The 21,431-nt window shown below is 58.1% G+C and carries 18 protein-coding genes and 1 tRNA gene; 4 read left to right on the top strand and 15 right to left on the bottom strand.

What is annotated here, in order from left to right:
* Nucleotides 1-61: 61 nt before the first annotated feature.
* The 9 genes from PSN43_RS10960 to ybgF form a co-directional block, all read right to left on the bottom strand.
* A complete protein-coding gene (locus tag PSN43_RS10960; protein ID WP_272700761.1) occupies nucleotides 62-568 on the bottom strand; it encodes a peptidylprolyl isomerase in 507 nt (168 codons plus the stop codon).
* Nucleotides 569-579: 11 nt separating this feature from the next.
* Nucleotides 580-1,530: a tyrosine recombinase XerC gene (gene xerC / locus PSN43_RS10955; RefSeq protein WP_272700760.1), complete on the bottom strand. Its 951-nt coding sequence runs from the start codon at nucleotides 1,528-1,530 to the stop codon at nucleotides 580-582.
* Nucleotides 1,505-2,467: a GGDEF domain-containing protein gene (locus tag PSN43_RS10950; protein WP_272700759.1), complete on the bottom strand. Its 963-nt coding sequence runs from the start codon at nucleotides 2,465-2,467 to the stop codon at nucleotides 1,505-1,507. Before PSN43_RS10950 ends, xerC begins: the two co-directional genes overlap by 26 nt.
* A gap of 498 nt (nucleotides 2,468-2,965) precedes the next feature.
* The gene (locus tag PSN43_RS10945; RefSeq protein ID WP_272700758.1) at nucleotides 2,966-4,507 is read right to left on the bottom strand and encodes an SLC13 family permease; all 1,542 of its coding nucleotides are present in this window, start codon (nucleotides 4,505-4,507) and stop codon (nucleotides 2,966-2,968) included.
* A gap of 659 nt (nucleotides 4,508-5,166) precedes the next feature.
* Complete coding sequence (locus tag PSN43_RS10940) at nucleotides 5,167-6,003, bottom strand: HDOD domain-containing protein (RefSeq protein WP_272700780.1); 837 nt, start codon at nucleotides 6,001-6,003, stop codon at nucleotides 5,167-5,169.
* 2 nt (nucleotides 6,004-6,005) lie between these two features.
* Nucleotides 6,006-6,404 (bottom strand): hypothetical protein, encoded by a 399-nt coding sequence (locus PSN43_RS10935; protein ID WP_272700757.1) that lies wholly within the window; start codon nucleotides 6,402-6,404, stop codon nucleotides 6,006-6,008.
* A gap of 73 nt (nucleotides 6,405-6,477) precedes the next feature.
* Nucleotides 6,478-6,750, bottom strand: coding sequence for a TMEM165/GDT1 family protein (locus tag PSN43_RS10930; protein ID WP_272700756.1), 273 nt, complete (start codon nucleotides 6,748-6,750; stop codon nucleotides 6,478-6,480).
* A 15-nt stretch (nucleotides 6,751-6,765) separates the two neighbouring features.
* Nucleotides 6,766-7,995 (bottom strand): DNA-processing protein DprA, encoded by a 1,230-nt coding sequence (gene dprA, locus PSN43_RS10925; RefSeq protein WP_272700755.1) that lies wholly within the window; start codon nucleotides 7,993-7,995, stop codon nucleotides 6,766-6,768.
* Between the two features lie 87 nt (nucleotides 7,996-8,082).
* On the bottom strand, nucleotides 8,083-8,973 hold the full coding sequence (gene ybgF / locus PSN43_RS10920) for a tol-pal system protein YbgF (protein WP_272700754.1): 891 nt from the start codon (nucleotides 8,971-8,973) through the stop codon (nucleotides 8,083-8,085).
* A 195-nt stretch (nucleotides 8,974-9,168) separates the two neighbouring features.
* On the opposite strand from ybgF, the gene PSN43_RS10915 reads away from it, so the two are divergent.
* Entirely contained in the window at nucleotides 9,169-10,095 is a 927-nt protein-coding gene (locus PSN43_RS10915) for a hypothetical protein (RefSeq protein WP_272700753.1), read from the top strand.
* A 72-nt stretch (nucleotides 10,096-10,167) separates the two neighbouring features.
* Here the strand turns inward: PSN43_RS10915 and PSN43_RS10910 are convergent, their stop codons facing one another.
* From PSN43_RS10910 to PSN43_RS10885, 6 genes are all read right to left on the bottom strand, one after another.
* The gene (locus PSN43_RS10910) at nucleotides 10,168-11,796 is read right to left on the bottom strand and encodes an amidohydrolase family protein (protein WP_272700752.1); all 1,629 of its coding nucleotides are present in this window, start codon (nucleotides 11,794-11,796) and stop codon (nucleotides 10,168-10,170) included.
* 207 nt (nucleotides 11,797-12,003) lie between these two features.
* The gene (locus PSN43_RS10905) at nucleotides 12,004-14,898 is read right to left on the bottom strand and encodes a chemotaxis protein CheA (protein WP_272700751.1); all 2,895 of its coding nucleotides are present in this window, start codon (nucleotides 14,896-14,898) and stop codon (nucleotides 12,004-12,006) included.
* 83 nt (nucleotides 14,899-14,981) lie between these two features.
* Nucleotides 14,982-15,350 carry a response regulator gene (locus PSN43_RS10900; protein WP_071546983.1) on the bottom strand — a complete coding sequence of 123 codons (369 nt, stop codon included), beginning with the start codon at nucleotides 15,348-15,350 and terminating at the stop codon, nucleotides 14,982-14,984.
* 59 nt (nucleotides 15,351-15,409) lie between these two features.
* On the bottom strand, nucleotides 15,410-16,285 hold the full coding sequence (locus tag PSN43_RS10895; RefSeq protein WP_272700750.1) for a CheR family methyltransferase: 876 nt from the start codon (nucleotides 16,283-16,285) through the stop codon (nucleotides 15,410-15,412).
* Between the two features lie 15 nt (nucleotides 16,286-16,300).
* Nucleotides 16,301-18,232, bottom strand: a complete 1,932-nt coding sequence (locus PSN43_RS10890) for a HEAT repeat domain-containing protein (protein WP_272700749.1) — start codon at nucleotides 18,230-18,232, stop codon at nucleotides 16,301-16,303.
* Between the two features lie 39 nt (nucleotides 18,233-18,271).
* Nucleotides 18,272-19,318, bottom strand: coding sequence for a protein-glutamate methylesterase/protein-glutamine glutaminase (locus PSN43_RS10885; RefSeq protein WP_272700748.1), 1,047 nt, complete (start codon nucleotides 19,316-19,318; stop codon nucleotides 18,272-18,274).
* Between the two features lie 241 nt (nucleotides 19,319-19,559).
* Here PSN43_RS10885 and PSN43_RS10880 point away from each other — a divergent pair.
* From PSN43_RS10880 to PSN43_RS10870, 3 genes are all read left to right on the top strand, one after another.
* Nucleotides 19,560-19,636 (top strand) — tRNA-Pro (locus PSN43_RS10880).
* 361 nt (nucleotides 19,637-19,997) lie between these two features.
* On the top strand, nucleotides 19,998-20,915 hold the full coding sequence (locus tag PSN43_RS10875; protein WP_272700747.1) for a hypothetical protein: 918 nt from the start codon (nucleotides 19,998-20,000) through the stop codon (nucleotides 20,913-20,915).
* A gap of 49 nt (nucleotides 20,916-20,964) precedes the next feature.
* Nucleotides 20,965-21,375 (top strand): hypothetical protein, encoded by a 411-nt coding sequence (locus PSN43_RS10870; protein WP_272700746.1) that lies wholly within the window; start codon nucleotides 20,965-20,967, stop codon nucleotides 21,373-21,375.
* Nucleotides 21,376-21,431 lie beyond the last annotated feature (56 nt).

The following is a 21,431-nucleotide window of genomic DNA, read 5'->3' as shown; positions in this document are numbered from 1 at the left end:
GCGTTCTTCCGCGTAGGCGGGGAGCTAACAGTATAGCTTCCTTAAAATGAGAAGCCCTTTTCTACTCGAAGCGGCGGGCGGTGATGATGGAAACCGGGTCCACCGGGACGTCATCCCAGCCCTGGTAGGACCGGGTGCGGGTCTTGCTGATCTTTTCGGCCACGTTCATGCCGTCGACGACCTCGCCGAAAACACAGTAACCGAAGTTCTCGTCATCCGTTCCCGTGTGGTCGAGATCCGCGTTGTCGGCCACATTGATGTAGAACTGGGAAGTGGCGCTATGCGGCTCCGGCAACCGCCCCATGGCCACGGTTCCCTTGAGGTTTTTCAGTCCGTTGGTCGCCTCGTTCTCGATGGGGGCGCGGGTCTCCTTTTCCTCCATGGAAAAAGTCAGGCCGCCGGTCTGAATCATGAACCCCTTGATAACCCGATGAAACAGGGTGCCGTCGTAGAATTCATCGTCCACGTAGCTGAGGAAATTTTCGACAGTTTTGGGGGCCTTGTCAGGGAAAAGCTCGATAAGGATTTCGCCTTCCGGTGTTTCCAGAAGGACCAGGGGATTCTCCATTGATGTCTCCGTTAGTCTTCGTTGGTGTCGGTGTCGCGACCGCCTGCCAGCGGGTGCGCGTGGTCGTATACCTGCATGATGCGCTGCATGTCCAGATGCGTATACCTCTGGGTTGTGGTCAGGTTCTCATGCCCCAGCAATTCCTGTACGCTGCGCAGGTCGGCTCCGGCCTCAAGCATATGGGTGGCGAAGCTGTGGCGCAACATGTGCGGATGCACGTCCTGAGGGAGTCCGGCAAGTTTGGCGAGCTTGGCCACGATGCGGTTGGCCTGCCGCCGGTCGAGCCGCTTGCCCGCTCGAGAGCTGAGGAACAGGGCTTGCTCGGCATAGTTTTCCCTGAGAAATGCATGACGCTGGCCCATGTAGCGGCGGATGCGCTCCACCGCCGCATCGGACAGGGGAACGATGCGCTCCTTGCTCCCCTTGCCGGTGACGCGGATAACGTCGGAATCCACGTCATTGAGGTCAAGACCGATGGCCTCGCTGATGCGCAGGCCGGAGCCGTAAAGCACCTCGGCCAGGGCGATGTCGCGCAGCCCTTCCGGGTCCGGCTCCACCTTCGCCTCCATAAGGGAAACGGCCTGATCCACGTTGAGCATCTCCGGATGCCGCTTCTCCTGCTTGGGATTGCGGATGCCCGCAACAGGGTCCTTGACGATGATTTTGTGGCGCAAAAGATACTTGAAATACGCGCGCAGGCTCGAAAGCTTGCGTCCCATGGAGGTCTTGGTGATCCGCCTTCGATGCAGCTCCGCCAAAAAGCCGCGGACATGGTCGCGATTGAGCCTACCGGGCTTTTCCAGGGACGCCTTGCGCTCCGAAAGAAACGCCTGGAACTGGTCCAGATCGGTGGCGTACGACCGGATGGTCGCCGGAGAATAGCCTTTCTCGACTTCGAGATAGGCGAGGAATCCACGGACAAATTCGCCGCGGCTATCAGGATTTGCGCCGGTCGATGACATAGCTGCTCTCTGGGATTTCCTTGGCCTTTTTCTTCAATTCCATGGCGATGGACGAAACCTCGCCGTAATGGCCGATGCGTCCGCCGGTGTTGACCACCACGGCCAGGGAAATGGCCATGAGCGGAAACACCTTGGTCTTGCCCTCGCGGTCCACCGAGGTAATGTTGCCGCGTTTGCGGTCTTCGGGATCGTAAAAATGGGGAACGATCTCGTCAAACGCCTTGATGATCCGCTTGCAGGCGTCCTCGACCTTGTCCGGGGGCAGGATGAACACGAAGTCGTCGCCGCCCACATGGCCAACGAAGCTCGATACGCCCTGATAGCTGCGGATGGTGTTGACGATGACCCGCGCGGCCATCATGAGCACCTCGTCGCCGCGCGAAAAACCATACTTGTCGTTGTAGGACTTGAAATAGTCGAGATCGCAATAGGCCAGGGCGAACTCGTCCCCGGAGTCGATGAGCTGCTGGATACGCTGGATGATGGAGGTGTTTCCCGGCAGCTTGGATAGAGGATTGGCGTCCAGCGCCCGCATGGCCCGGCATAGGGTCAGATTGATGCGATCCCGCACCTCGGGGGGATTGAGGGGCCGCACCAGGAAATCGTCCACCTCAAGTTGCTTCCAATTCCACGGCTCATCTTCCTGGACAGCGTCCAGGCACAGGACAACGGGGAGCTGCCGGTAAACGTTCTCGCTCTTGACCAGATTGGCGACCTCTCGGCCGGAGATGTCGGTCAGCCGATCGTCCACCACCAACAAGTCCGGCGGGTCCGTGAACATAAGCTCAATGGCCCGCGCCCCCCTGTCGAACACCCGGAACTCCAAAACATCCGGAGACCAGAGCCGTTGCAACAGCTCGGCCAGGGCTTTGTCGGGTGATAGCAGAAAGGCGGTCTGCTTGCGCTGAAACAGCGAATCTCCAAGGGTATTGGTCATATGGAGAACCTAGCACCACCTACCCTGGAGGTCAAAACAAAGGGGGACTACCCCTTTAACTCCCTAAAGAGGAAAATCAGGCGTTGAGAGCCGCTTCGCGGCAATGATCAGGTGATTTCGCCTCCGGCGGGCAAGGGTTCGCCCCCTTGCATCCCGAGTATGCGCCTTCGGCGCGGACTTTTTCCCCCGTGGCGTTCTGCCTCGAAAGTGAGAATATATTGACCGCAAAAAGGGAAGCTAGCCCTTTAACTCCCTAAAAAGAATAATCAGGCGTTGAAAGCCGCTTCGCGGCAATAATCAGGTGATTTCGCCTCCGGCGGGCAAGGGTTCGCACCCTTGCATCCCTTGTATGCGCCTGCGGCGCGTTTTTTTGTCCGTGACGTTCTGCCGCGAAAGGATGAGGTATAAGATCATGAAACAAACCCCCTCCGCCGTTGGGCGGAGGGGGCGCGCCTGATCGGCTCCTCCGGAGCTGCTCACTTCTCCGGAGGGGAATCCCTATTTTATGATTACCGCCCACTCCGGCAGGGTGTGGAGGTCGACACCCCATACGATGGGCAGCAGATAGAGGACAAACAACGTAATCATGACCGTACCTATAATGTTCAGCCATATGCCCGTCTTGACCATCTGGCCGACGGATATGCAGCCGCTGCCGAAAACCACGGCGTTGGGCGGCGTCGCCACAGGCAGCATGAAAGCGAATGACGCCGCTACGGCCGCGCCCACGATGGTGGCGTAGGGGTGCACGCCTAGGGCGATAGCAGCTGCACCCATAATAGGCACCAGGAGCGTGGCCGTAGCGGTGTTGGAGGTGCTTTCCGTAAGCAAGGTGGTCAACCAGACCACAATTGCCACGAACAACATCAGGTTCAAGCCGTCCAGGCCGGTCAACAGCGAAGCGATGTAAGCGGCCAGTCCGGTTTTCGCAAATCCGTTGGCGATGGCCAATCCGCCGCCGAAAAGCAGAATCACGTTCCAGGGAATCTTAACGGCGGTCTGCCAGTCCAGAAGGAACTGCTTCTTCCGCAGGTTGGTGGGGATCGCGAACATCAGCAAGGCACCGATAATGCCGATGGTAGTGTCATGCACAAAGCTAAAATCCGGGAAAATATCGTTTACGATTGGAAGACTTTCCAGAAAACCACGGCTGAGCCAGCAGATGGCGACAAAGGAACTGACCGCAATAATGCGCTTTTCTTCCGGCTTCATCGGCCCGAGCGCACGGAGTTCGTTTTCAATGATCTCCTCGCTGCCGGTCAGCGTAAGCCCATCCATGGGAAACAGCACTCGGGTCATCAACACCCAGGCGACGGCCATCATGGTTACGCCCAAGGGGAGCCCGAACAGCATCCACTGGCCGAAGCCGATCTGTACGCCGTACATTTTTTCCATCATGCCGACCATGACGGTATTCGCCGGGGTGCCTATAATGGTGGCCACGCCGCCCATGGAAGCGGAATAGGCTATGCCGAGCATCAGGCACTTGCCGAAATTCGACTCCGGTCCGGTGGACGAACAGGCCTTGATCATCCCCGCGTCAAAACCGGTAGCCTGCTTGATGACCGCCAGACCGATGGGAATCATGAGCATGGTGGTCGCAGTGTTCGATACCCACATGGACAAAAAGCCCGTGGCTATCATGAACCCCAGAACCATCCGCCCCGGACTGGCCCCCACAAGGCGTATGGTGTGAATCGCGACGCGCTTGTGCAGATTCCAGCGTTCCATGGTCACGGCCAGGAAAAAACCACCCATGAAAAGGTAGATCAAATGGTTGCCGTAAGGCGACGTGGCCGCACTCGACTTCATGATGCCGAGCAGCGGGAAAAGCGCAATGGGAAGCAGCGAGGTGGCCGGGATGGGGATGGACTCCGTCACCCACCAAATGGCCATAAGGACTGTCACCGCCGCCACACGCCAAGCCTGAATATTCAACCCCGGCGGCGGGGGCAGCATCAACATGGCCACAAAAATCAACGGACCGGCAAAAAAACCGATGTACGCCGCCCTGTCTCCGCTCTTCAACTTGCTACTCATTTCTCCTCGCTCGCGGTTTGCGCTCATCTTCGACACTTCCCGAAGGGGAAAGAGGCAACCATCATGTGCGCCGGCGGTTCAAGGATGCGCTCGCTCAACCTACGTGCTCAACGAACCCGAAACCATGCTGCAAAAGCGATTTTCTGCCCCTCTTGTTACCTGAAACCATTGAGCGGAAAGCAACAGACATGCCATGCCCGTTATACAGAGGAAAAGTCACGAATTTATTGAACCACTTAATATCACAGCTTTTTTAATCGGCAACAATCCGCCTATTCGCCCATTTCATCGGCAGTAAAACGCCAATGCCGTTTTGACGGCGCCCAAGGACAACTTCAATGAGGCAACCTCCCGCACCAACGCCAACGCCGCACCTCCGCAACCGTCCGTCATGATTGATTGACCACTCAACCAATATTTTGCAGCCTATGAAAGCAACGGAGAAAATCAAGCGGACTCCCCCGCAGAATCGGGCTGAATATCGAAACGGAAACGGAGCGATTTTACTGTATATGCATTAATTTATCGGCGGAAATTCGCCGATACGCAGAGAGAACAGGCATTGGATCAGGAGCGTGAAATACCCGCCCGAAGCGCCGCAAGCGGATTGAGCGCGTACCGCGCAACAAACGGAATGAAGGGAAATGGAACCGACAGGATCAGAAGGTCAGGTCAGAAACTTCGAGGAGTTGCCCGGCCATCTCGTCCATGACCTTGTCCAGATCGCTCATGCGGAACTTGAGCTCGATAAGAGCCTCGGGTCGGAGGTAGGCGGTCTGGTCATCCCCGGCGTTGCCGAACTCCAGAAGCCGGACAAGGAAATCGCCGACATGGACGACGCAGGACATGGGCTTGTAGAACTCGGCCAGTTGCGGGGCGTGGTGGCGTGTCATGGCCTCGCGGATATTCGGCGGCAGTCCCCAATGGCGGGCAAGCCAGGCATTGATGCGGTCATGGCCGAAGCCGAGCACGTCTTTCTCGGCCTGAAAGTAGTTCAGGTCCTTGGTCCGAACCGACTCAAGGATGGCGGCGTGGGTATCCGGAAGCTGAACGGCCGTGACGACCTTGCCCAGATCATGAAGCAAACCGGCCACGGCATATTCCTCCGGGTCTTCGAACCCGGCCCGGCGGGCGATGATGTTGCAGGCCGTGGCGCAACCGAGGGAGTGCTCCCACAGCCCCTTCATGGCCTGAACCATCATGTCGAAAACCGAGGTGGAGATGATGATGCCGCGCACCACGTTGAAACCGAGCAGAACAAGGGCGTGCTGGATGGAGCTGATTCGGCCGGGGAAACCGTAGATGGGCGAATTGACCATCTTGAGGACCTTGGCGGAAAGTACCTGGTCCGTGGCGATGACCTTGGCGATGGCCTCGCTTGACGCGTCGGGGTCTTCCACCAGCCGGGTGACCTTGTCCAGCACATTGGGCAGGGTCGGCAGGTCCTTGACCTGCAATATCTCGCCCTTGATGCGGGTTTTGAGATGGTCGTCCATGCTCACGCGCCCTCTCCGCCTTTTTCGGAAGGCTCCCCTTCCCCGGCGGCGTCCGCCTGCTTCACGGCCTTCATCTTCGCTTCCTGAGCGGCGGCCTTGATTTGGAAATACTGGCGCATACGCTCCTTGACCCGCGTCATCCACCTGTCGCCCGAATACCGCCTGAAAAGATGATCCAGACGATCCCGTCGCTCGCCCCAACGCGTCCCGGCCCCGGCGCCGCCCATGTCCACAGGATGGCCTTGCACGGTGATGCGCTCGATATTCATGGCCTCAAGCCGCGAAATGAGACTTTCGGTCAGCTCCATGCCTTCGGCCATGATGGTCATGCCCCCCTCCTTGGTGACGGGCTTGGCCAGCTTCATGCCGGGTGCTGCGAGATTGATGGGTATTTTCTGCATGGCGATTCATTGTAGGAACTGCGGCCCAGGGAATCCAATACACTGCGGCCGCGCGTCCCACAACCCCGCTTAATCAAATCTTATCAAAGAAGATCAGACAGCCCATGACCACAAAAGCCACGGCGGCAATTTTTTTGATGACCTCGGGGGAAATATACTGACAGATGAACTGCGCGAACATGACTCCAAGGAAACTGACCAGGACCAGCGCCAGGGATGAACCGAGAAAGACGGTCCAGGGTTTCTGAGTCTTGGCCGTCATGAGCATACAGGCAAGCTGTGTCTTGTCCCCGAGTTCCGCCACAAACAAGGTGCCGAAGGTGGTTACGAGAAGTTTCCAATCCATATTATCCTCAAATAATCATTCTTCCCGGGCAAGGTACCACATGCCGGGCAGTTGGCTTACCGCGCCGCGCATCTCCAACATGAGAAGAACGCGGCTGACCGTGGCCGAGTCCCAACCGAGCTCTCGCCCCAGGGAATCAATATGCATTTTATCGACGGAATCGAGAATATCCATAATCCGCTTCTCGTCCGCGCTCAAAACCATCGCCTCCCGTTCAACCAGGGGCGGCCGTTTCCGAGGTTTCCGCCCACCGCCGCAATCAGCCATGGCGGGCGCTTTCTTCTTTTTGACCACGGCTCGGGCCACGTCAACCCCCGCGTCCCCGCCGTCGGGGTCAGGGTCGGGGACTTCGGCCAGCTCACGGGCGAAATCGAAGCGCAATATCTCAACGATATCCGAAGCGGACTCCACAAGCGCCGCTCCCTGCTTGATAAGCTTGTGGCAGCCGGTGAAGGTCGGCTGGCCGAGGGGACCGGGAAGGGCGAAGACGTCCTTGCCCTGCTCTCCCGCCAGTCGGGCGGTTATCAGGCTGCCGCTGTTGTGAGCGGCCTCCGCCACCAGCACGCCCAACGACAGACCGCTGATGAGCCGGTTGCGCACCGGGAAATGCCTGCCCCGGGGCTCCATACCCGGAGCGAACTCGCTGACGACAAGACCTTTGCCGTAGAGCTCCCGGCGCACGTCGCTGTTGCCCTGGGGATAGTCCACATTCAGGCCGCAGCCGAGTACCGCGATGGAAGATCCAAGCCCCTTGAGGCCGCCCAGATGCGCCTGGCGGTCAATGCCGAGCGCCAGGCCGGAAATGACCGTTATGCCTATCTCGGAAAGCTGCGCGCTGATCCTTCCGGCGGTTTCCAGCCCGAGCCGGGTGCACTCCCGGGCTCCGACCACGGCGACGCCGGGGTTGCCCAGAAGGGTCGTGTCGCCGCGCACGTAAAGCAAGGCTGGAGGGTCGGGAATTTCCTTCAGGGAAGCGGGAAACCGGGGATCGAACCAGGTGACCACGTCCATGTCCAGCCGCCTGGCCTCCTTGAACTCGGCCTCGGCCTTTTCCCGCCAGACTTCCCGGGCGCAGGCCCGGGCCTGGGCGCGGGACGACAACTCCCGGTCGTACCAGGATGCGGCGTCGCGCACGGCTTCATACGCGCTCGGATACACGGCGAAAAGCTCGCGCCACACCTTGGCCCCCAGCCCGGGAGTATGCTTGAGAGCCAGACAGGCGAAGAATTCTCGTTGCAGGTCCATATACCCAGCTCAACCTCTTAAAAAACGGCAAGGCCGGTTCCCGGACAGGGAAACCGGCCCTCCGACACGCCTGGACGAAACGGCTGACTAGCCGCCCAGCCTGGCCAATTCCTTGCGGCCAAGCCCGGCTGCGGAGGACTTGGGAAAATCCTCCACCAAAGCGCGCAGGTAGAAAATCGCGTTGTCCGGGTCGCCCACCCGGTCGTAGGACATGCCGATCTTGAGTAAAGCCGCGGCGGCCTTGTCATGCTTGGGGAACCCGCCCGTGACTTCCTTAAAGGTCAGGATGGCCTGGGCGTAATTCCGTTCGGAATAATAGGTCTCCCCCTTCCAGTACAGCGCGTTTGCCGCCAGTTCGTCTTTCGGATACCTGACCGCGAAATCGTCGAAGATTGTCCGTGCCCCCGCAAAATCGCCTGCATTGTACAGGGCGTATCCCCGTTCATAAAGCGTCTTCGGGTCAGATGCAGGCGCAGGCTTCGGAGCCGCTTTGGGAGCGGCCTTGGGAGTCGCTTTGGCCGGAGCGGGCGTCACGACCTCGGGTTCGGGCGGGGTCTGGGCGGGGCCGGGCACCTTGGCCCACGGCTGTTCCGCTTCACTTTTCACAGCGGACGTTCCTTCCTCAACAGGCTTGACGCCTTCCACCCAGCCATTTTCATCGGGCTTGAGTTCCTCGGCCCAGGGACTGTCGCCGGACGTGCCCTCGGTCGATACCGCCCCCCCCCCGGCCTGCCCGGCGCGCAATGCGGCCAGTTCGGCCTCGGCGGCGGCGATGCGTGCTTCTAGCTTACTGCGTTCCAAGGCATCCGCGTCCGCCATCTTGCGCTGTTGCTCCCGAAAATTGAGAAAGCTCTCTTCAAGGCTCTTGATGCGCCATTCCGTGCTCGCAGCCTCGGTCCCGGCGTTTTTCCCAGTGGAGGCACAGGCGACCAGCGGCAGGCAGGCCAGGGCAAGCAGAAGAAGTTTCAGGCATTTCATTGGAAGGAATCTCCGCGCGGTCTTGTTTGAACGTTTCATAGGCAATAGGCGATACACGGATTTTTTGCAAGGAATCAGATGGGCCACGTCATCTTCGGCCGGGAAATGCGCCCTTGCGCGCAACACGTTTTTCAGGCAAAAAAGCGCCCACGGGGCACGGTCTCGCCTCGGCAACCCTACCGGAGTCCATCGATCATGAACACCCAAGAAACCCTGGTTCTCGTCGGCTACATGCTGGCCCCCTCCTTTTTCAGTCTGCTCGGCATGGCCGCCCTCGGCAGTCCGGCCATCGCGCTCCTGGCGGAACTCACCGCCAAAAGCAGGAAAAAAGTCTTTTTCGACAAATACGGCCAGCAAACCGCAAGCTTGGGGCTTGTCCTCATTATTGCCCTGGTTCTCCTCTGCGGAGCCTCCATGGGCATCACCATGACCAAATTCCCGACCCTCTATGAGGCCTATCTCACCCCCGGCTCGCCCTTCTTCAACGGCCTGGCCGCCCTGGGCGTGTTCGTGGTTGCCGGACTGATCTATTTCCTGACCTGGAAAAAGCTGCGCAACGCCAAGGCGGCCCACATCGCTTTCGGCATGTTGGCTTCCCTGGGAGCTTTCATCGGGCTGGCCATCATCCTTCCGGCCAAGCTGGCCTTCAATTTTTCCCAGGCCGAACCCGCTGCGGACGCCCTGTCCAGCACAACGATCCTCGCCCTGCCCATGTCGGCTATGTACGCCCTGCTCATCCTGTCCGCCGCCGCCGCACTGAGCCTTCCCTACGTCATCACCCGCAGGAAGAAGGACGATTTCGGACGCGATTACTACAACTTCGCCCTTCGCATCGCCGCCCGCTGGTCCCTGCTGCCCATGATCGGCTTCCTGGCCTGCCAGGGCTGGCTTTTCTCCAGGTTGCCCGAAGACATCAAGACCCTTGTTCTGGGAACCCCGCTCGCCTACGTCTGGGTCGCGCTGGTCGCCATCGGCGCGATCTGCGCCTTCATCTGGCTGTTCATGGGCCGCAGCGAATCCCCCCTGCGTCTCAAGGGGCTGGCCTTCCTTGCGGCCGCCCTGTTCTGGGTCATGCACGCCCTCAACGTCACCCTGTTCATCAATTTCATAACCATGATGTAACCCGACGACGCATGACGGCAAAAAAGGCCGGGAAGCTCTCGCTTCCCGGCCTTTTTGTTGGGTTTGTCCCGTCTAATGAATGCGCGGCTGGGAACCGGGCACGCCGCCGCCGAAATCTACAGGAGACGCGTAAAAAGTCTGCATCCACTCATTCTCGTCAAGCGGTTCGAACCTGCTCTTCACCGGCTCGAAACGAATCGGCAGCCCGGCATTCACACCTTTCAGCGGCTCCTGATCCTTCATGGCCACCTTGCCGTTGACTATCACGTGCAGGATTCCCGTAGAGGGCAGGGTCCCCTTGGCATAGGTCGAATTGTCGGTCACGGTCTCGGGGTCAAAAATCGTAATGTCAGCAATCATGCCCATCTGCATACGACCGCGTTCCCGCATGTCCCGCAAGCCAGTATCGCCCAACGGCTTGGCATAATTATAGCTCGTCATGGCAACCGCCTGCATCAGCGGGATGTCGTTTTCCCTGGCGATACGCAACACCTTGGCGAATGACCCGGCAAAACGGGGATGGGTATTCGGAAAATTTTCGTAAGGGGTATCCCAGGTCAGGCCGTCATCGGGAAACAGCGGCATTCCGTCGCTGCCGATGGCCACTCCGGGCAGTCTGATCCAGTTTACAACCCACTCGTCCGGGCATTTGTAAACGATAACCGCCCGGGTGGGTTCCTTTTCAAGCATCTCCTCGCGGGTCTTCTGGGTATAGAATTCCCCTGTCGCCACGTCCTGAAGAGTCTCTTCATACTTGTTGCCCAACGTTTTCACCCAGACTTCCGGCTCCAAAAAAACGGCGTTCAGGGCGGTGGAACCTGCGCTGTAGGGATAAATCTCGCCCCAGACGTTATACCCCCGCCCCCGCATGTTCACCAACAACTCATGCACGAGGTTATAGCCAGCGTTATTGAAATGCGCAGCAATGGCGGACGAGCCCAGTGCGGCGGCATTGGCCAGCATTTCCTGAATGCCGTTTACTTCGCCGACATCGTCCCCCGGCGTATAGCGGAAATGCATGTCGATAAAACGGCCGTATCGGTTGCCAAGGCGTTGCAGTTCGTAGACCTCGCGGGCCGAAACCCCGGCGCGCATATACCCCAGGGTGGACCCGATGCCGAGACCTCCCTGCTGCAACCCCTCATCGATATTCGCAAGAATCCTGTTGCCCTGCTCCAGGGTCGGACGGGTTATGGACCACCCCTGCTTGACGCGGGAATAAATGGCGTCCGGGGTATTGATATATTTCCACCCGTTGAAGCCGTCGAGTACTGCCGCTCTGGCGAATTCATGCGAAACGGCCACACCGAAATTGACCGAGGCCTGGCCTTCGCGCTGTTTGTACCATTTGTCGACCAACGGACCATAGGCGCCCACTTCCAAGTCCATGATGGTTGTGCGGCCATCCCGAAGCATCAGCCGATAGGCATATGGCTCAATGCAATGCTGATGTCCGTCGATGAATCCCGGCGCAACGACCAGCCCTTCAGCGTTGAGTGTTTCCCGGCCCGAAATCTTGCCTTCGGTGATGATCGCGATGCGACCATCCTTGACGCCGACGTTGGCGACCTTGTCGTATTCCGTTTCCGGGTCCATTACCCGCCCGCCCAGAATAGCAATATCATATTCCTCGGCCATGCCCGATTTCACAGCGACCAAAACGATGGCTACAACCGACAATAATATAAATATTTTTTTCATGCCCACCTCACAAATTTACGGGTAACACACCAAAAGAATCACGATTTCATCTTACCCCCATCTTATTAATTCGCAACCCTATATCGCCCTGCGCGATCATTCAAACTAGACGCAAGGAAAGGTCCAATCGATACACTTCCGGAAAAGAAAAGAGGGAAAGCCCGTTATGCGGCTTTCCCTCTTGCTTTCTCTGGCGTTAGAAACTCTCTATCGGCCGGGAATGGCCCCCGCCACGACAAGCGGCTCCTTGCGGCCAAGCTGGGTGGAGAGGCTGTAAATCTCATGCGGATCGAGAATGAGGACCACCGATCCGTCGCCCATGATAGTCGCGCCGGACAGTCCCTTGAGATTAAAATTGTTGAGATACTGGCCAAGCGGCTTGATGACGATCTCCTGCCTTTCGAGGAGCCGGTCCACGACCAGTCCGAGCCGCCGGTCGTTGTCCTGAATAACGACCATGGGCAGAACGTCGCGCTCTGCCATGGACTGAGGCATGTCGAGCAGTTCGGCCAACTCGACGATGCCGAGAACTTCGCCCCGCAGGGTGACGGCCTTGCGGTTGTTGATATCCGAGAGCTTCTCCACTTCGATCTTGGTGGTCTCGGACACGGCGTCCAGGGGGATGGCGAAGGTGTCGCCCGCTACCTGAACCATGAGCGCGTCGATAATGGCCAGGGTCAGCGGCAGGGTCAGGGTCAGTTTGCTGCCCTTGCCGACTTCGGACTGGGTGTTCACGCTGCCCTTGAGGTTCTTGATGTTGGTCTTGACCACATCCATGCCCACCCCGCGCCCGGAGATGTCGGTGACTTTTTCGGCGGAGGAAAAGCCCGGCGCGAAGATAAGGTCCAACGCCTCGCGGTCATCCATTGCATTGGCCTCTTCCTGGGTGATGATCCCCTTGCGCACGGCCACTTGCCGAAGTTTTTCCGGGTCCATGCCCCTGCCGTCGTCCTCCACCTCGATGGCCACGGAGTTGCCCTTGTGGTAGGCGCGCAGCCAAACGTGGCCCTTGGGCTTCTTGCCCGCCGCTATGCGGGTCTCCTCGTCCTCAAGACCATGGTCGACCGCGTTGCGGACCAAATGGACCAGCGGATCGCCGATCTCCTCCACCACGGACTTGTCGAACTCGGTTTCCTCGCCTTCCATTATCAGTTCAACCTGCTTGCCGGACTTGCGGCTCAGGTCTCTGACCAGGCGGGGGAAACGGGAAAAGACGGTCTGCACCGGCACCATGCGGACCTTCATGATGGTGTCTTGGAGGTCGTCGGAAATGCGGGCCATGGCGTACGTGGTCTCGGTAAGCTGCTGCGCGACCACATGCACGTCCTCCTGTCCCTCTTCCAGGGCTCGGGCGAGCATGGCGTAGCGGTTTCGGTTGATGATAAGCTCGCCGATGACGTTCATGAGGTGATCCAGCTTATGATGATCCACGCGGATCGTGCTGGACGCCTTGGGTTTGGCCGGGGCCTGACCGCCGCCGGTCTTGGCTGGGGCGGCGGAAGCGGCGTTCCTTGCCGTCGGAACGGGCTCGGCCTCAGGCTTGGCGGCGGGACGCGCGGCCGGAGCGGGCTTGACCTCGGCTCGGGGCGCGGAAGGCCGCGCCGGAGCGGGTTGCGGAGCCGGAACAACGGCCTCCACCGGTTCGGGCTCAGCCCCGGAAACGGCTTCATGCACGGCCCCGCTCTCGGGAACGCCGGGCAAATCCTTGATGGCCGCCATAATCATGTCCTTCAAAATGGCGTATTCCTGCTCCAAGATGTCGAGCATCAATGAAAAATCCATGTCCGAGTTGCGGGCTTGGTCCACCAGCCCCACCGTCCGGGCCGCGTATTCCTTGATCTCGTCGAATCCCATATAGCCCGTGGAATTCTGAATGGTCTGGAAAGCCCGGTACAGACCGTCGATGATATCCTTCTGGCCGGAATCTTCGCGGAGGAGCCGGAAGGCGACCACCACGGCCTCAAACTGCTGCTCGACGGTCTGAATGAACAGGGTCACATCCTCGGGATCGTACTCGGCGACGGGTTCGGACTTCGGCGCTCCGGCGGGTTCGGAGGCCGATTCGGCGGCCTGTCTGCCCACGGGCACGGCTCCGGCCACCGCAGCCACACTGCCGTCCTCGGTGACTTTTCGAAGCACCTGAACCATGACGCTCGTATCGAGCGGCGCCACCCGGCCATTTTCCAGGTCGACCTTGCCCACCAGGGCCTCGATGAGGTCAACGGTCGCCAGGAGCAGATCGATAAGCCCCTGGCTGGAGGCCATCTCGCCCTTGCGCACCCTGTTCAACAGGGTTTCTGCCTCGTGCGTCAGGGAATTGAGTTCCTTGAACCCGATGATGCCGCTGTTGCCCTTGAGGTTGTGAAAATAGCGAAACGTATCGTTGATGAGCTCATCGTTGCCGCCCGGATCGCCTTCCAAGTCCAGGAGGCATCGGTTCAGATTCTCGACGATCTCCTGCGCCTCTTCGAGAAAGTCGGCCAGATGCCCCTCGCCCACAGTGGTCAGCGCATACGGAGAGGGATCGAAATCGGGATCGGGTTGCGGATTGAAAGCGTTCATTTCGGCATCTCCGGCATCGCCCGCCATAACGGACTCCGGTTCAAGGTGTTCAGGTTCAGGCATAATCTCGAACTCGACGGCAGGCGCTTCGACAACAGGTTCGGCCCCGGCTTCGACAGGCGGAACGCCGCCCTCTTCCGGAAGCTCCCCGAGCAGGGCCGCCTCGATCCGGGCGATGATGGGAGCGGTGTCCACATTCCCCTCGACGCCGCTGGTCTCCAGGTTGTCCACCATGGTCCGCAGGGCGTCGGTCGCCGAAAGGATCAGGTCCATGATGGAACCGGTCACGCGCATGGAGCCCTGACGCAGTTCGTCCAGAATATTTTCGGCCTTGTGGGCCAGCCCGTTGATCTTGTTCAAACCGAGAAAGCCCGATGCCCCTTTGAGGGAATGCATGGGCCGAAATATCTCGTTGAGAAGGCCGAGGTTGTCCGGGCTCTTCTCCAGTTCGAGCAAATTGGGCTCGATGGTCTCCAAATGCTCTTTGGCTTCAGCGAAAAAATCGGACAAGATTTCCGGATCAATAAAGTCCTGGCTCATCGAGATTCCTTTAGCGGCTGCGGGCCCATAGGCCTGTCGCCCGCCGCATCGATTGCATTAACACGCCGTCGCGAAACGAACGGCTATCCCAACAGCATCTTGACATTGCGAACAAGTTTCTCCGGCTGGGCGGGTTTGATCATGTACAGATTCGCGCCCACGGTCAATCCGGTCTGGATGTCCTTGTCCTGGCCCTCGGTGGACAGCACCACGATCGGAATGTCCCTGTACGCGGCCTGTTCCCTGACGGTTTTGATGAATGTCAGCCCGTCCATACGGGGCATGTTCACGTCGGACACGATCAGGTCCACCTCGGACAGACTGTACAGCTTTTCCAGGCCGTCCAGCCCGTCCTCGGCCGTAGTAACCTTGAAACCTTCCTTCTTCATGATGAAGGCCACAAGGTTCCTGACTGTTTTGGAATCGTCCACTATCAAAATATGTTTAGGCATAACTCCCCCTTAATTAACACGGCAGGCGTCATCTTATCAAATCCGCAACCGAACATGTCCTACTCCTCCTTCTGATAAATGATGGCGCCGGGGTAATGAATGGGCTTGAACGCACGGGTGATGTTGTGCAGCGACTCGGAATGGCCGATGACGAGATAACCGCCGGGAAGCAGGTTGTCGTAAAAGGCGTTGATGACCCGCTTCTTCATCTCATCGTCGAAATAAATGATGACATTGCGACAAAAAACGATCTGCGACCGCTCGACTCGCCTGAGCTGCAAACGGTCCTTGAGGTTGATCTGTCCGAAACTCACGAGCCGCTTGACATCGGGCTTGATCTTGTTCTGTCCGTTATCGCGATCGAAGTAGCGCGCAATGATCTCCTCCGGCGTGGTCCGCAGGGTGTAATCGTTGTACACGCCCCGCCGCGCCGACTCCAGCACACGCTCGGAGAGATCGTTGGCGGTGATGCGAATGTCCCAGGATGCGAGTTCCGCCTTGAGCATCTCGCGAAGAATGATGGAGATGGTATAGGGCTCCTCGCCGGTCGAGCAGCCAGCCGACCACAAGCGCAGCCTCCTCCCCTTCTTCCGGCAGGAATCGAGAACGCGGGGCAGCACCTCTTCCTGAAAGACCTTCAACTGAGGCGGATTGCGGTAGAAGCTGGTTTCGTTGGTGGTGATGACCTCGAAAAGCTTCTTCATTTCCGCGCCCTTGGCCGGGTCGAACCGAAGCAGATTGTAATACTCGTCGAAATTTTTCAGGTTGAGCTTCTTAAGCCGGTTCCCGAGCCGGTTTTCCAACAGGTACTTGCGGTTGTCCGCGATATGGATGCCGCATTCGGCATAGATGAAATCCCGCAGATTGGAAAACTCCTGATCCGTGATCTTGAGTTCCTTGCCGAGGGATATGGTTTTCGAGAAGAGAGACGACATTCCTGTGAGACGCTCCTACATTTCCTGTATCTTGGAGATGGCTTCTTCCGCGGCGCTGACCAATTCGTACTCGTCGCGGTTGGTCACTTCCAGCAGGGCCGCAAAGGCCTCGCTGCCGCCGATGTTTCCAAGAGCCTCGACGGCCTTCATGACCACGAACCGATTGGAGTTGTCCAGCATGTCGATCATGAGCGGCACGGCTTCGGTCGTGGCGTGCTCGCCCAAGGCGTCCATGGCCCGGATTTTGACCCAGTCGTCCTCGTCGTTCAGGGCGTCAAGGAGGTGGGGAACCATCTCCCGGTCATAGTGCCGCCCCATGATCTCGACCACCGTCAGGCGGACATCCTTGCTCTCGTCGAACAGCCTGTGCAGGACCAAAGGCCGCCACGCCGCATCATCGCCGCCGGAAGCGGCCAGGGCCTCCACGGCCACTTTGCGGATGTCGGGGACTTCGTCCTCCGCGGCCTGGGTCAGGATGTCGAGATTCTCCATGGGGCCGAGCTTGCCCAGGGCATAGGCGGCCATCAGCCGATTAATGGGCTCTGGCCTGCCGAACATTTCCTGGAAACGCGCCTGGACGTCGGGGCCGCCGATGGCGATGCACGCATCCAGCGCGGCTTCCTTGACGTCATCGTACGGGTGTTCCATGAGCGGAAAAATCCGGTTCACCACCTCGGACAGCCGGAGCTTCTCGCCAAGCAGGTAGACCGCGCTTTTGAGCACGGTGCCGTCCTGATGCTCGTTGAGAATTTTGATGAAGAAATCCTTTGTCTGCTCATCGCCTTTTGCGGCCACCACGCCGACGATCTGCCGCTGCACGGGCAAAGAGGCCTTCCAAAACGCCTCCATGAGCACCTGACAGACACAGTCGTCCAAGGTACAGGCGTTCGGGGCGATCTGGGAAAGGACCTGCACGGCCACGCGAGCCTCGTCCTGGTCTTCGCCGAGCAGCACGGTCTTGAGGGCCTCGGTCAGACCGATCTGGGCCAGGAAGCCGATAATCAGTTGCAGCCGATCGTGATCGCGGTCAGGGTCCAACCTTCCGGCGATACTGAGGATGCCTGCGGAAGCTTCCTCTCCGCCGACATAGGCCAATCCCTGAATGGCCGCATCCTGAATTTCCTCGTCCTCATCCTGCAACGCCACCAGCAGATATTGCCTGAACCGCTCGCGCTCCTCGTCGCTGAGCAGGGTCAGCGACTTGCCGCCGAGAATTTTGACTATGGCCTTGACGATCTTGTTGCGCAACGCCGTGGGGGAGTCGGCGATCCTTCTGAGGAGCATGGTCACGGCCTTGACGTTGCCCATCTCGCCCAGGGAATCGATTATCATGGAGGCGACCAGGTCCGAGGCCCCGTCCAAGGCTTTGACCAGGGCGTCCACCGAGCTGGTGTGCCCGATCTTGGTCAGGGCCTCAATCACGGAATACTGAACCCATTCCTCATCGTTTATGGCCTGATTCAGGCAGTGAATGGCGTCCTCCATGCCGAGTTCGCCCAAGCTCACAGCGGCCTGATAGCGGACGTTGACCTCGGGGTCGCCAAGGAGTGCTTCGCAAAGGGGCTGAACAGCCAGGAGACTCCCGGTGGAGCCGAGAATATCGGCCACGAAGATACGGATGTCCGGGTCATCGTCCATGGTCAGGTCGATGAGCGACGGCATGTCCTGGTTGCCCACCTCGCGCAGGATATCCATGGCCAGATTGCGCACGGAAGCCTCGTCGGAACGCAACAGCGGTATGACCGCTTCCACGGTCTCCCGACCGCCGATCTTGCGCAGGGAACTGTCCACGGCCTCCTGGATGCCCAGATGATTGGTCTTGAGCAGTTCGGCCAGCCTGGGCACGGCCTCGACACAGTTGTCCTCGCCCGCCCTGAAGGCGCTCTCCCGGACAATCTCCTTGTTGTCGCTGCTCAACAAGGCCAAATATTCGGTACAATCCGCCATGACGTCAGACCTCCCCCCTTCCGGTTCGCGGGTCGTTGGTTATTTGTAAAGATTAGCCAGGATGGACTCGGCCATGTCGTCAAGATCCACTATCTCGTCCGCCAGATTCTCCTCCACCACGGCCTTGGGCATACCGTAGACCACACATGTGGAGTCGCTCTGGGCCAGCGCGCGCCCGCCCTTCGCCTTGAGGTCGCGAATGCCTTCGCACCCGTCGTTCCCCATGCCGGTCAGGATGACGCCGAGCCCACGTCGGCCCACCGCCTCGGCCACCGAGCTGATAAGCACGTTGGCCGAGGGTTTGTAAAGGGCTTCGGCGGGCTCGTCCGTGACCACAATCTCGATGCGGCTGATCTTCTGGTCCAGGACGATATGCCTGCCGCCGGGGGCCACGAACGCATGGCCGGGCTTAAGGATATCGCCGCTCTCGGCTTCCTTGACCTTGATCTTGCTCACGCCGTCAAGCCGGGCCGCAAACGGTCCGGTAAAGGCTGCCGGCATGTGCTGGGCGATAACGATGCCTGCGGGAAAATCCGCAGGCAGCGAGGAAAGGATCTTCTGAACCACAGGCGGGCCGCCGGTGGAAACGCCGATGGCCACCACGTCGCGCAACGGCCGTCCCCCCAGCTTGGGCGCGGACACGGGCCGGGGCGTCCTGCGCTGAACGGCGGAGCGGACGGCGTGGCGCATTTTTCGGGCGGCCACGGTCTTTACCCGTTCAATGAGGTCCCGTTCGATCTTGATGATATCGAGGGACACCTTGGAAAGCTGCTTGGGAATGAAGTCCACGGCGCCGAGCTCCATGGCCTTCAGGGTGGACTCCGCGCCCTCGGTGGTCAGGGAGCTGACCATGAGCACGGGCCGGGGTGATTCCATCATTATGTGCCGCAGGGCGGTCAGACCGTCCATCTCGGGCATCTCGATGTCCATGGTCACGACATCCGGATCAAGCCGGCGCACCATGTCCAGCCCTTCCCGGCCGTTGCGGGCAACCCCCACCACGGAGATGTCGGGGTCCTTATCGAGCATCGTGCTGATGGCCTTGCGCATGAATGCGGAATCATCAACGACGAGAACTTTAATCACGTATGCAACTCCTTGGAAAACGGCCTGTTGCGGATTTCCACTCCCCCGGAACCCCCGGGACTGCGGGAAAATGCCCGCATATGTACGCCTGCGGCCGATTATGACTCGGCAGGATATCATTTTGTCTTTCAATCTCCGACTTTAAGTGGCTTTTGCCTCTTTGTCCACAACCTTAACTTTAATTGAAATTTTCCCTTGCCTTTTCATCAGCCCTACGCTAAACACCTCTCCTCACGTGCATCGGGATGTGGCTCAGTCTGGTAGAGCGCTGCGTTCGGGACGCAGAGATCGGAGGTTCAAATCCTCTCATCCCGACCAGAAAAGATAAGGGTTTACGGAGATACTCCGTAAACCCTTTTTTAATTTATATCCTATTGCTACCCACAACCAATCTTAGCCTCAACTTTCTTACAAAATTTATAAAAATTTTCATGAGCAATGAGAATACCAACTGGTCAAACTTGGGGGCTCGCTCGCCCTTTACAGCGCACAAACACAACTGCCGAAGGCTACGGTTAGAGCTTTCCCACACTGAAACATTCGACAAGACCAATAGATGTCTACTTATCGCATGTTGATTCTTGTTTAAATTGTTTGTATTGAGTGGCGCTACTTACCTACGAGAATACTGAAACAAAGTTGCTTTTAACTCCAACTGGGTTGAGATAAGATGCCAGACATGAGCAAAGCTGAATTTACTATTTTCTATGATGGCGAAGCCTTACGCGGCAGCAAAATGGAGGTACGCGACCTAGCTCCCGCACTACTCGCCGTGGGGGAGTTGCTCGAACGGGCAAATGCGGTCTTGAATGGAGACGAGTTGACCGTAAAGGTGAATATCAAAGCGTTTGAAGCCGGTTGTTTCGGCATCTCGTTTGAGGTGGTTCAATCTTTTACCAGTCAGGTCGCTTCCTTTTTTTCTCCAGGGAGCGATGTGCGCGAGGCCCTAGAGATATTAGGGCTTATCGGCATAGCTCCCCTTGGGCTAGCAGGGGGACTTTGGGGATTGCTGAAAAAGGCTCGGGGAAGAAAGGCAACACGCATCAAATCAATTCCTAACAATATGGCTGAGATCACTTTTGACCAGCAGGGGCAAATTGAAACCATCAAGGTCAATGGTGATGTGGCCTCTTTGTTCGCTAATGCAGCAGTTCGGAAGGCAGTGGATCGGGTCGTGGAACCATTGCGGACTGAAGGCATCGACTCACTTTGCTTGGGTACGCAAAACGAACAAATCCCCTTGGCCGAGAAAAAGACTGTGGACTACTTCAATCCCCCGGACATTGAGCCTGTTCTCCTGAACGCGGGAGAACCCCCACAGGACCGTTTTTTCTCGATAGTCTCCCTAAGTTTCAAAGAAGACAACAAATGGCGTCTTACGGACGGCTCAACGCCCATCAGCGTAAAGATTACTGATAAGAACTTTTTAAAAGACGTCGATGAAAACCGCATCAACTTTGCAAAAGGCGACACTCTCAAAGTTCGTTTGAAAACTATTCAAATGCAAACGGCAGACGGATTGAAAACCGAATATGAAGCATCCAAAATCCTTGATCATATCAAACGAGACAGACAAGCTTATTTACCAGTAGAATAACTGAGGAGAAAGCCCATTTGGAAATAAGGCTTTTCCTAAGATAATGCGAATGGGCGAGAACGACATGACGCTATGGACAGACGAAGATCAGGTCAACTGGAAGCAGGCTTACACCTCACTCATCGAGTTCGGGCGAGCTGGGCTAACGTCTTCGGCCTTCCTGAACGGAGGCGCTGCCGCAGCTATTGTTGCCGCCGGGGCTGCCGATCCAACCGTTATCCTGAAACAGTTGTTCTGGGCCTTATTATGTTTTTGTACAGGTGCAGCATCAGCTCTTTTTGCTCTTGGCTTTGCCTATTTCGCGGAGTTTTGCTTAATGCAACAACATCGAGGGGCCAATAGCATTCCAAAATATAAGCGATACGAAGCCCCCACACGCTGGCTGGCAACAGGAGCAGGAGCAGCTTCTATTATTATGTTTGTTGTAGGGATTTGGGCAGCGTTTTATGTCTTAAGCTAAGCGACGTTCCTGGCCACCGCCCGGCCCAGACTCCAGCAATCCCCCAAAAGACAGAG

The organism is Desulfovibrio sp. Fe33, from assembly GCF_028532725.1.
Taxonomy (GTDB): Bacteria; Desulfobacterota; Desulfovibrionia; order Desulfovibrionales; family Desulfovibrionaceae; genus Pseudodesulfovibrio.
This window is presented reverse-complemented; position numbering and strand designations above follow the sequence as displayed.